Annotated in this window: 12 protein-coding genes and 1 pseudogene; 7 read left to right on the top strand and 6 right to left on the bottom strand. The window is 65.6% G+C overall.

Annotated elements, in window-relative coordinates:
• From ACLF3G_RS12435 to ACLF3G_RS12410, 6 genes and pseudogenes are all read right to left on the bottom strand, one after another.
• A partial coding sequence (locus ACLF3G_RS12435; RefSeq protein WP_430669680.1) for a response regulator occupies positions 1-335 on the bottom strand: 335 nt, incomplete at its 3' end.
• A gap of 14 nt (positions 336-349) precedes the next feature.
• Positions 350-757 (bottom strand): response regulator, encoded by a 408-nt coding sequence (locus ACLF3G_RS12430; protein ID WP_430669679.1) that lies wholly within the window; start codon positions 755-757, stop codon positions 350-352.
• The gene (locus ACLF3G_RS12425) at positions 754-1218 is read right to left on the bottom strand and encodes a chemotaxis protein CheW (RefSeq protein WP_430669678.1); all 465 of its coding nucleotides are present in this window, start codon (positions 1216-1218) and stop codon (positions 754-756) included. Before ACLF3G_RS12425 ends, ACLF3G_RS12430 begins: the two co-directional genes overlap by 4 nt.
• A gap of 14 nt (positions 1219-1232) precedes the next feature.
• Positions 1233-1613 (bottom strand): response regulator, encoded by a 381-nt coding sequence (locus ACLF3G_RS12420; protein ID WP_430669677.1) that lies wholly within the window; start codon positions 1611-1613, stop codon positions 1233-1235.
• 209 nt (positions 1614-1822) lie between these two features.
• Positions 1823-3829, bottom strand: a pseudogene (locus ACLF3G_RS12415) (chemotaxis protein CheA); the annotation flags it as partial.
• A 90-nt stretch (positions 3830-3919) separates the two neighbouring features.
• Complete coding sequence (locus tag ACLF3G_RS12410; RefSeq protein ID WP_430669676.1) at positions 3920-4534, bottom strand: histidine phosphotransferase family protein; 615 nt, start codon at positions 4532-4534, stop codon at positions 3920-3922.
• Positions 4535-4694: 160 nt separating this feature from the next.
• Here ACLF3G_RS12410 and ACLF3G_RS12405 point away from each other — a divergent pair, with 160 nt between their 5' ends.
• From ACLF3G_RS12405 to hisD, 7 genes are all read left to right on the top strand, one after another.
• A complete protein-coding gene (locus ACLF3G_RS12405) occupies positions 4695-4874 on the top strand; it encodes a DUF3553 domain-containing protein (protein WP_430669675.1) in 180 nt (59 codons plus the stop codon).
• 17 nt (positions 4875-4891) lie between these two features.
• Positions 4892-5626, top strand: a complete 735-nt coding sequence (locus ACLF3G_RS12400) for a sulfite exporter TauE/SafE family protein (protein WP_430669674.1) — start codon at positions 4892-4894, stop codon at positions 5624-5626.
• Positions 5627-5732: 106 nt separating this feature from the next.
• The gene (gene moaA, locus ACLF3G_RS12395; RefSeq protein ID WP_430669673.1) at positions 5733-6725 is read left to right on the top strand and encodes a GTP 3',8-cyclase MoaA; all 993 of its coding nucleotides are present in this window, start codon (positions 5733-5735) and stop codon (positions 6723-6725) included.
• Positions 6725-7114 carry a hypothetical protein gene (locus ACLF3G_RS12390; RefSeq protein ID WP_430669672.1) on the top strand — a complete coding sequence of 130 codons (390 nt, stop codon included), beginning with the start codon at positions 6725-6727 and terminating at the stop codon, positions 7112-7114. Before moaA ends, ACLF3G_RS12390 begins: the two co-directional genes overlap by 1 nt.
• A 129-nt stretch (positions 7115-7243) precedes the next feature.
• Positions 7244-8044: an NAD kinase gene (locus tag ACLF3G_RS12385; RefSeq protein ID WP_430669671.1), complete on the top strand. Its 801-nt coding sequence runs from the start codon at positions 7244-7246 to the stop codon at positions 8042-8044.
• 165 nt (positions 8045-8209) lie between these two features.
• A complete protein-coding gene (gene hisG / locus ACLF3G_RS12380) occupies positions 8210-8890 on the top strand; it encodes an ATP phosphoribosyltransferase (protein WP_430669670.1) in 681 nt (226 codons plus the stop codon).
• Complete coding sequence (hisD, locus tag ACLF3G_RS12375) at positions 8887-10194, top strand: histidinol dehydrogenase (RefSeq protein ID WP_430669669.1); 1308 nt, start codon at positions 8887-8889, stop codon at positions 10192-10194. The genes hisG and hisD overlap by 4 nt, the downstream gene beginning before the upstream one ends.
• Positions 10195-10254: the final 60 nt, after the last annotated feature.

The following is a 10254-nucleotide window of genomic DNA, read 5'->3' as shown; positions in this document are numbered from 1 at the left end:
GCCGAGGGTTTGGGAATATAGTCGACCGCCCCGGCGCGGAGCGCCGTCATGGTTGCGACCGCGCCACGCTGGCTCAGCGCGCTGGCCACGATGATTGCCGTTCCGGGCGCGGCCTTCAGCAACAGGGGAAGCGCCGTCATCCCATCCATGCGCGGCATCTCCAGATCGAGCAGTACCACCTGGGGCCGGTCCGCATCCGCGAATGCCGTCAGCTGCGCCAGTGCCTCGGTTCCATCGGCGGCCTTTCCCACGACACGAATTTCCGGGTCGCTGGACAACATCCTTGAAATCGCACTTCGCGCCGCAGGACTGTCGTCGCAAAGCAGCACGCGCACCAGGTCCGCTGTCCTCACGCTGCCTCGGTCCTGATCAGTCCGAGCTGCTCCAGCTTGCTGCCGAGAATCTGCGCATCGAACGGCTTCATCACATATTCCTGTGCGCCCGCCTCAAGGGCAGCCATGATGCGATCAAGGCCGATCTCCGTCGTACACAACACGATCACCGGGTGGTCTGCGTCAAATTCCGCGCGTGCGGCCTTGAGAAAGGTCAGCCCGTCCATGACAGGCATGTTCCAGTCGAGCAGAACGACTTCTGGCAGGAAATCACGGCAGGCTTCCATCGCCTGCTGCCCGTCCGCCGCCTCGCGGACGGTGAACCCGAAGCCTTCAAGAAAGCGTCGGGCTGCCTTCCGCACCACGCGGCTGTCGTCGACCACCAGACAATGACGCGGCTCGGCCGAATCCACCGACGTGCTCATCGGCCGCCACCAATGGCCAGGACCCGCTCGACATCCAGCACGATCAGCAACTGGCCGTCGCGACGATGTACCCCCCTTGAGACATCCCGCCACACTGCGTCGAGGGTCGGCGGATTGCTGGCCGAATCTTCCTCCCGCAACGGCACCACCTCGCCCACCGAATCCGCGAGCATGCTGTAGAGTTCGCCAGCCATCTCCACGACGATGCTCATGGGCTGCCTATCCGGCTCCCGGATCGGTAATCCCAGCCGGCGCCGCAGATCTACGGCGGTGACAATACGCCCGCGGAGGTTCAGGCTGCCTGCGACCTCGGGCGGTGCCAACGGGATACGAGTGATGGTCTGCGGCCCCAATACGTCTCGCACGACAAGCACCGGCACGCCGCAGGCCTGTCCAGCGACAGCGAGCGTGAGGAAAAGGTCGGCGTCGGCTATGGCCGAATGAGTTGCTTGCGTTCGCACGTCAGGATACTCCCTCAGGCTGCAACAGGCACGGCAAAGCACTGGGAGAGGCTAGCGAGCAGCGCCTCCCGGTCGTACTTGCCGATGTAATCAGTGAAGCCAGCCGCTCTCCCTTTCGCGACAGCTGCCGGCTCCACCCGGCCGGTCAGTGCGATCATCGGCAGATCCTGCCAGAGGCCGCCGCCGCGGACCTCGCGGGCGAAGGCGTAGCCGTCGATTTCCGGCATCTCGATGTCAGAAACGATGGCGTCGAAGGTCTCTCCCCGCTCACGCAACCGCAGTGCCTGCGCCGGACCCTCCACCGCGACCACTTCGTACCCATCGGCGGCGAGTGCCGGGACCACGAGTTCCCGGAAGAACACGCTGTCGTCCACCAGCAGCAGGCGTCGCGCCATTGGGGGGCTGATGGCAGGCCGGAACCAGTCCCCGCCGCCTTGGCGAAGCCACCAGGCCGTGTCGATAACCTCGGTAACCTTACCGGCCACGACGGCGGACCCGAGAAAGCCAGGCGGCCTTGGCCTGCCTGTACGCTGAGCGCTTCGTCCACCACATCGAGAATGGCATCCACCATGATGCCGAGGCTGCGATCACCCTCGCTGAAGACCAGCACTGTCTGCCGGGTCTGCTCACCTTCCCCTCGCGCGAAGCCGCCCGACATCGACAACAGTGGCATCAACTGCCCACGGTACTGCACCACCGGCATCCCACCTGAGTTCTCGATCTGCTCCATGGGAATGTCGTCGAGACGGGCGATAAGGCCCAGAGGAACTGCCTTCGGCGTCTCATCGCCCGCACGAAACAGCAGCAACGCGGTTGTCTCACTGGACCGCATGCCGCTTGTCACCTTGCTGTCCTCGGCGCGCGGGCCCGCACCATCCGCAACAACACCGGTGACGCGGGCGATGCCATTGGGGTCGAGGATCATGATCACGCTGCCATCACCAAGAATGGTGTTGCCCGAGAACATGCCGATGTGCCGAAGGATCGGCGCAACTGGTTTGACGACGATCTCCTCCGTGTCAAACAAACGGTCGACGATGATACCGAAGACATTCGCGCCGACCTGCGTGACGACGACGAAACCAATATCAGCTGTCTCGGCGATCGGGGCTGCACTCTCTTCCTCCAGGCCAAGCACGCGACCGAGAGAAACCAATGGCAGCAGCCGATCGCGCAGGCGCAGCACAGGTGCGTCCTTGATGCGTTCAACCCGTGTACTGGATCCGCCGCCGACGCGGACCAGTTCCAGAACGCCGATCTGCGGGATCGCGAACCGCTCACCAGCGACCTCCACGATCAGCGCCGAGACGATCGCGAGCGTCAGTGGGATCTTGATGGTAAAGCCGGTGCCGCGCCCTTCGGTCGAAGTCACATCGATCGTACCACCGATCCGCTCGACGTTGGTCTTCACCACATCCATCCCGACACCCCGGCCGGAGACGGCGGTGACCGCGGCGGCCGTGGAAAAGCCGGCGCGGAAAATGAACCGATGAACCTCGCCATCGCTCATGCCGCCGACCTCCGCCTCGCTTGCAAGGCCTTGCGAGATGGCCTTCTGGCGGATGCGCTCGGTGCTCAGCCCACGCCCGTCGTCGGAGATCTCGATAAGGATGTGTCCACCCTCGTGGAAGGCGTTCAGCATGATGCGGCCGGTCTCGGACTTCCCTGCGCGCCGCCGGTCCTCCGGACCTTCAAGCCCATGGTCTCCGCTATTGCGCACCATGTGCGTCAGCGGGTCCTTGATGAGCTCGAGGACCTGTCGATCAAGCTCAGTGTCCGCACCCCGCATCTCGAGGTCGATCTTCTTGCCTAGTTCCAGCGAAAGGTCGCGGACCAGCCGCGGCATCTTTGCCCAGGCGTTCCCGATCGGCTGCATCCGAGTCTTCATCACCCCGTCCTGAAGGTCGGACGTGATGTGTGAAAGGCGCTGAAGCGGAACGCTGTAGGCGCCGTCGCTGCGGGCGCGCGACAATTGCATGAGCTGGTTGCGGGTCAAGACCAGCTCGCTGACCAGCATCATGAGGTCTTCGAGCACGTCGACCGAAACTCGAATGCTTTGTGGCGCGGCGTGGCCGGGTACCAACTCCTCCGCAACCGGCTCCACACTCGCCTCCAGTCGTGTCGCCTTGGGCGGGGCTGGTGCCGTTTGGGCGGTCAGGACCGACACATCGACCGCGCTCGGCTTGGCTTCAGCTTCAGATCCCCCCGGCGACGCATCCGCTGCGTCCACGAGTGGCCCGTGGGCTAGGTCATCCAGCTTCGAGATCAGTTCCTCGTCGTCACCTGCAGGTTCAGTGCCACCACGCTCCAGGGCACCAACGATGTCCTTGATACGGTCGAGAGCGCCAAGGACCAGCGTCACGCCAGCCGGCGTCACGTTCATCGCCCCGTCACGGTACAGACCCAGGATGTTCTCTGCGGCATGCGCGACCCTTTCGAGCCGGGACAGGCCCAGGAATCCACAGGTCCCCTTGATCGTGTGGACGAGCCTGAAGATCTCCGAAAGGGTAGGCTTGTCCCCAGGCGATTTCTCCAGCCTCAGCAGCGCAACATCGAGCGCCACCAGGCCTTCATGCGTCTCTGTCAGGAAGTCTGCGAGCAGGTCGTCCATTCGGGGCTCCGGCGCCTTGGCTTGCACGGAGCATGGGTCAACGCGCCGAATATTCCGTAAACGCCCACCGGGTCATCCAAGCCGCCGCGATTAGTTCCGGGTCTGCAGGGTGAACAACAGCGGCGAGGCTCCACCACCGCCTCCAAGAAGCAGATCGAGCCTTATGCCTGCATTGGCGGAAACGGCCAGTAGCAAGGGAACCGCAACGCTGCGGGCGTTGATCGGCACCTCGTCACCTGCCAATCCCGCGGCCAGGGCTGGTTGCCACGCAGCGCCGGCACCGTCTGGCCAGATCGAGAAGCCATCGATGAGGTCGCCACCTAGACGAACAATCCCTCCACGAGGCAGCGCATCCACCGCGGCCCACGCACCCAGCATCAGCGCCTGGGTCAGATGGGCGGGAAAGACCACCGTAGGTTCAAGGTCCGTCAGATCGATCTCCGCCTTCCGCCCCAGCGTCAGGCCCTCCATCATCTGCGCGATCTCCTCCAGCCGGCAATCGCCACAGCCGGCGCCGACGGCGGCCCGGTAGAAGCGGATGCGGCGATCCATGATTCGCGATGCGTCGCGCGCGACGTCCATGGCGTCGTCGCCCGGCCCACCCAGCAGGTCGAGCGCCCCAGCCAAGGCCCCGGCGACCCCGCCAAGGTCATGGCAGAGTCTGGTGCACACGGCCTGGGCCAGGGCGAGTTTGTCGGGCAGCATTCAATCCTCCGCAGCGCACCGGCAGGCCACAGCGGCCGGCCGAGGGCAAATCTGGCTCTACCGCAACCATCTTGCCAGATTGCATATTTCGGTAGGCAAATCAGCTTTTCCTGTGCCGGTCGACTGGCCGGAGCGGCGCTGGAGCCGCTAAGATCATGTTGTGTCGAGCGAACTCCATCCCGGACTGCGTGTACGCCACCCAGATCAGCCCGCCTGGGGTGTCGGGCAGGTCCAGTCCGTGGTCGGCGACCGGGTGACCGTTAATTTTGCCGAGGCCGGCAAGGTCCTGATCCGAAGCGACCGGGTCACCTTGATCCTGCTTCCCCCGGAGTCCGATTGATCAGCCTTCCGCAACAGATGCTCGGGCTGCTTGCTGAGTGGCCGATCTACGCCGCGTTATTGGCAACCGCCATCGCCGGCGTCATGCGAGGCTATTCCGGCTTCGGCACGGCGGTGCTTCTCGCTCCCGCCTATTCGGTTCTCTGGGGTCCACGCATCGGCGTTCCGGTCATGCTGTTGATGGAGCTCGTTGTCTCCTTGCAACTGGTTCCGCGCGCCCTGTCCGAGGCAAATCGGCGGGTGATCCTGCCGATTGGCGGAGCGGCAGCCTTGGCCACCCCGGTCGGAGCCTTCATTCTGATCAGTGCGGACCAGGACCTGCTGCGGCGCTGCATCGGCGGCTTCGTACTGGTCTTTGGTCTGCTGCTCATGTCCGGATGGCGCTATTCGGGGTCACGCCCGCTGCCACTGAATATCGCCGTGGGCACAGCCGCCGGGCTTCTCAAGGGCGCGACGGGCATGAGCGGACCGCCGGTCATCCTCTACCTGTTGGCGGGACCCGAGGCGGTCCGGCAGCACCGGGCCAACCTCATTCTGTTCTTCGGCACGATATCCCTGATTTCGGTCATCCCGCCGGCGCTCGGCGGGCTGATGAGCTGGGCGGTGCTGGCGAAGACGCTTCTGCTGCTGCCAGTCCTGATGCTGTGTGTCCCCATCGGCGCAAGGCTGTTTCATGTCGTTCCCCAGCGCTGGTACCGCCGTGCAGCCCTGCTGTTTCTCGTTTCAACGGGCCTGGCCGCGCTGCTGGCCTGACCCGGCGCCTTGCAGAGTGTTGGCCGAGGGCTTGCATCCGGCCGGGGGGGTGGACCAAATGAGCTGGCGCGTTCCATTTGTCGCCGAAGCCGGGAACCTCCTTTAGATGATCGACCCGTTTGGACGCAGGATTAGCTACCTCCGCGTTTCCGTCACGGACCGGTGCGACCTGCGCTGCGTCTATTGTATGGCGGAGGACATGACCTTCCTGCCGAAGGCGGAAATCCTGACGCTTGAGGAGCTTGACCGCTTGTGCGGCGCCTTCATCGGGCTTGGCGTGGACCGGATCCGCCTGACCGGCGGCGAGCCACTGGTGCGCAAGAATGTTCTGAGCCTGGTCCGCAGCCTGGGGGCGCGCATAGGCGCCGGTGGGCTGCATGAATTGACCCTGACCACGAACGGGACCCAGCTGGTTCGCATGGCCGGGGATCTTCACGCCGCCGGGGTTCGTCGCATCAATGTGAGCCTTGATACCCTTGATCCCGCGACCTTCGCGGCCGTCACCCGATGGGGCAAGATCGAGCCGACCCTGGACGGCATCTTCGCCGCCAAGGCTGCGGGCCTCGCCGTAAAGATAAATGCGGTGGCGATGAAGGGCGTGAACGAAGACGAGTTCGACAGAATGGTAGCCTGGTGCGGTGAACATGGCTTCGACCTCTGTCTGATCGAGACCATGCCGCTCGGGGAGATTACCGGCGATCGCAACGATCAATACCTACCGCTCTCGACTGTCCGGTCGAAGCTGCGGGAAAGGTGGACCCTGCAGGAAACCGACTACACGACCGGCGGGCCTGCACGCTACTTCACTGTGGCAGAAACCGGCGGCCGAATTGGGTTCATCACGCCGCTGACGCATAATTTCTGCGAAAGCTGCAACCGCGTTCGCGTGACTTGCACCGGCACCTTGTACATGTGCCTCGGACAGGACGATTCGGCCGACCTGCGCGGCCCGCTGCGGAACCAGGACCTGGACCGCGAAGGGCTTCAGCAGGCGATCCTTGAGGCCATATCGCGCAAGCCCAAGGGCCATGACTTTGTCATAGACCGCGTCCGAAACCGACCCGCCGTTTCACGCCACATGAGCGTCACGGGCGGCTGATGCTGCAGCAGTTGGCTAGTGCTCTGGTCATTCCCGGTCTGCCCGATTGGGTCGGCTTGGTCGTTCTTGTGGTCCTGGCCCTGGTCGCGCTGGCCTATCTGCTGATGCCGTTCAGCGTCTTCGGCCTGAAAGGACGCCTTGAGGCGATCGAGGCACAGCTCGATGAGATCCAGACCGAAATCCGCAGCCTGACCGCCAGGATGCCGGAGCCTGGCCGTCGTCGTGCGCCGGTCGAGGACGACTGGGCTGAGCCCCCCAAGGCGGCCAGGCCGCCAATCGAGGCGCCGCGCCTGCACCCGCCGATCCCGCCTCCCGCGGCTTGGCCGGATGACAACAGCAGGTCGCGACGCTCCGAGCCTCGATTGGACTGGCCGCGTTCGCCCCGATAAAGCGATGCGCCTCCCGTCTTGTTGTGCCTGAACGGGCGAGGCTTGAGGGGTGGGTGGAGTGGAACGGCAGATGTACCCTGATCAGGTCGATGCAGGCGAGTTCGGCGCCCCATCCTGCGGCCATCGGGGATGAGTGGACTGGCCCCGCTGCCGGCGGCAGTTGCGCTGGCGGGCCACATCGCCATCATCGCTGCACCGACCGACCAGGCCGCCATTGCCATGGCCGCGCTGGTGGCGCGCTATGGCAATGCGCCATTGGATGACGCGCAGGTCGTCGTGGCGCTCGGCGGCGACGGGTTGATGCTGGAGACGCAGCACCGGCTGCTCGGCCGGAACCTGCCGGTCTACGGCATGAATTGTGGCAGCGTCGGCTTCCTCATGAACGACTTCAGCGACGATGGGTTGGTCGAGCGTCTTTCGCTGGCGCAGGCTGCAACGCTCCACCCGTTGCGCATGCGCGCTTTCATCGGGCATGGCGAGCCGGTCGAGGCCCTGGCGATCAACGAGGTATCCCTACTGCGGGAGACCCGGCAGGCCGCCAAGATCCGGATCCTGGTGGATGGAAAGCAGCGGCTTTCCGAGTTGATCTGCGATGGCATCCTGGTGTCCACGCCGGCTGGAAGCACGGCCTACAACCTTTCTGCGCATGGCCCCATCGTACCACTTGGCGCCAACCTGCTGCCGCTGACGCCCATCTCTGCCTTCCGGCCACGGCGCTGGCGCGGCGCCCTGCTGCCCGCCGAGGCAAGGGTGGTCTTCGAGGTGCTGGAGCCGGATAAGCGCCCTGTGGCGGCAGTCGCGGATTATACCGAGGTCCGCGACGTCCGTCGTGTGGAGGTCTGGGAGGATCGGAAGGTGGCGCTGACGATGCTGTTCGACCCCGACCACGGCCTTTCCGAGCGCATCATCGCCGAGCAGTTCACCGTCTGAGCCTAGCCTGCGATGCGCCAGGAGGTTGACGCCGGGCGCGCCTTCTGCGATCCGCCCGACGCGCTCGCTCGCCCGGGCCGGGCTCCGGTCGCACCGCCTTTCGCGGCGCGCCGCCACGCAATCAGGCCGGACATGCAAACTTTGACCCCCCCTGCCGTCGATCCGATGACCCCGGCGGGCCCGGCCAGCCCCCTGGTCCTGGCCCTGCCAAAGGGCCGCATCCTGTCCGAACTCGGTCCCCTGCTGGCCCGCGCGGGCATCGCACCTGCCGCGGACTACATCGACGAGGACAGCCGGCGCCTGCGGTTCGAGACCAACCACCCATCGCTCGACGTGGTACGCGTCCGCCCCTTTGATGTCGCGACCTTCGTGGCCCACGGTGCCGCGCAGATCGGTGTCTGCGGCGCAGACGTTCTGATGGAGTTCGACTACGACCAGATCTATGCGCCACTAGACCTCGGCATCGGCCGGTGCCGCGTCTCGGTCGCCGAACCGGCGGAGCGCGCCGTGCCGGAGGACATCGCGGCCTGGTCGCGGGTTACCGTCGCGACGAAATATCCAGCCATCGCCCAGCGCCATTTCGCGGCGCGTGGCATGCAGGCCGACATTGTGCACCTGAACGGCGCCATGGAACTGGCGCCTTCGCTCGGCCTGGCGCGCCTGATCGTCGACCTGGTGCAGACCGGCTCAACTCTGCGGGCCAACGGTCTGGTGGAGACCGAGGTGATCGCCAATGTCACATCCCGCCTCATCGTCAACCGGACCGCCTTGAAGACGCAGCCCGAGGCGATCGGCGCCTGGATCGCGCGGTTCCGTGCCGCGATGGCCGAGGTCGATGCGCGATGAAATGGCTTCAGACCACCGATCCGGATTTCGAACTGGCATTCCGCCTTCTTCTCGACGATGCGCGAGAGACCACCGCCCGGGTTGATGCGACCGTTGCCAGCGTCATCGCCGAGGTACGGCAGCGAGGCGATGACGCGCTGGTCGAACTGACCACCCGCTTCGATCGCTGGGTTCCACGGGATGCCGCGGCACTTCGGGTCAGCATGGCCGAGATCGAGGCCGCAACGAAAGCCATCACGACCGAACAGCGATCCGCCCTGCAACTCGCTGCCGGCCGCATTGAAGCCTTCCACGGCGCGCAGATGCCGCGTGACCTGGAGATGACAGATACGTCCGGCGTCACCACAGGGCTGCGCTGGGGACCGCTGGATGCGGTTGGACTCTATGTGCCGGGCGGCAAGGCAGCCTATCCATCCTCGGTCCTGATGAATGCGCTGCCGGCGCGGGTCGCCGGCGTGGGCCGCATCGCCATGTGCGTGCCGACGCCGGACGGAATCCTGAACCCGCTGGTCCTTGCTGCGGCGCGCCTGGCCGGCGTCAGCGAGGTCTGGCGCATCGGGGGGGCGCAAGCGGTGGGTGCGATGGCCTGGGGCACCGCCTCCCTCTCCCCGGTCGACCGCATCGTCGGGCCCGGCAACGCCTATGTGGCGGAGGCCAAGCGCCAGGTGTTCGGACGCGTCGGCATTGACAGCATCGCAGGTCCGTCTGAGGTGGTGATCCTGGCCGATGGCAGCAACGATCCGCGGCATGTCGCGCTCGACCTGCTCGCCCAGGCCGAACATGACGAGGTGGCGCAGTCCATCCTCGTGACCGACGACGCTGCCTTCGGCCAGCGGGTGGCAGCGGCCGTCGAGGCCGAGTTGGTGCGGCTTCCGCGCGCGTCCATTGCTGGCGCATCCTGGCATGCCCACGGCGCGATTGTCGTGGTCGTCGATTGGGCGGAGGCGGTAGCGCTGACCAACCGCCTGGCGCCGGAGCACTTGCAGATCATGGTCGAGTCGCCACGCCGCCTGATGCAGCAGATCCGGCATGCCGGCGCAGCCTTCCTCGGCCGACACTGCCCGGAGGCATTGGGCGACTACGTGGCTGGGCCGAACCACGTCCTGCCGACCGGACGCACCGCGCGCTTCGCCTCCGGCCTCTCCGTCTTCGATTTCCTCAAGCGGACCACCTGGGTGGATGCGGATGCGGCAGCGCTGGCGGCCATCGGGCCGGCTGCCGTCACCCTCGCGCGGGCCGAGGGGTTGGAGGCGCATGCCCTCAGCGTCGAAGCGCGACTCAAATCGACGGCCCGGCATTCTTGACCGCCAACCGTGTCACCTTCATCCTTGATCCCACTTTGCGCGACTGTGCGGGGTCCCTGT

The organism is Falsiroseomonas sp. HC035, from assembly GCF_050563525.1.
Taxonomy (GTDB): domain Bacteria; phylum Pseudomonadota; class Alphaproteobacteria; order Acetobacterales; family Acetobacteraceae; genus Falsiroseomonas.
The sequence above is the reverse complement of the archived record's forward strand: the minus strand, read 5'-3'. Positions and strand labels throughout refer to the sequence as shown.

Coding starts and splice junctions, on each gene's coding strand:
- ACLF3G_RS12400 (WP_430669674.1), top strand. CDS start 4,892: ATGCTCGGGCTGCTTGCTGAGTGGCCGATCTACGCCGCGTTATTGGCA.
- ACLF3G_RS12420 (WP_430669677.1), bottom strand. CDS start 1,613: ATGGCGCGACGCCTGCTGCTGGTGGACGACAGCGTGTTCTTCCGGGAA.
- moaA (WP_430669673.1), top strand. CDS start 5,733: ATGATCGACCCGTTTGGACGCAGGATTAGCTACCTCCGCGTTTCCGTC.
- ACLF3G_RS12390 (WP_430669672.1), top strand. CDS start 6,725: ATGCTGCAGCAGTTGGCTAGTGCTCTGGTCATTCCCGGTCTGCCCGAT.
- ACLF3G_RS12410 (WP_430669676.1), bottom strand. CDS start 4,534: ATGCTGCCCGACAAACTCGCCCTGGCCCAGGCCGTGTGCACCAGACTC.
- hisD (WP_430669669.1), top strand. CDS start 8,887: ATGAAATGGCTTCAGACCACCGATCCGGATTTCGAACTGGCATTCCGC.
- ACLF3G_RS12385 (WP_430669671.1), top strand. CDS start 7,244: ATGAGTGGACTGGCCCCGCTGCCGGCGGCAGTTGCGCTGGCGGGCCAC.
- hisG (WP_430669670.1), top strand. CDS start 8,210: ATGACCCCGGCGGGCCCGGCCAGCCCCCTGGTCCTGGCCCTGCCAAAG.
- ACLF3G_RS12430 (WP_430669679.1), bottom strand. CDS start 757: ATGAGCACGTCGGTGGATTCGGCCGAGCCGCGTCATTGTCTGGTGGTC.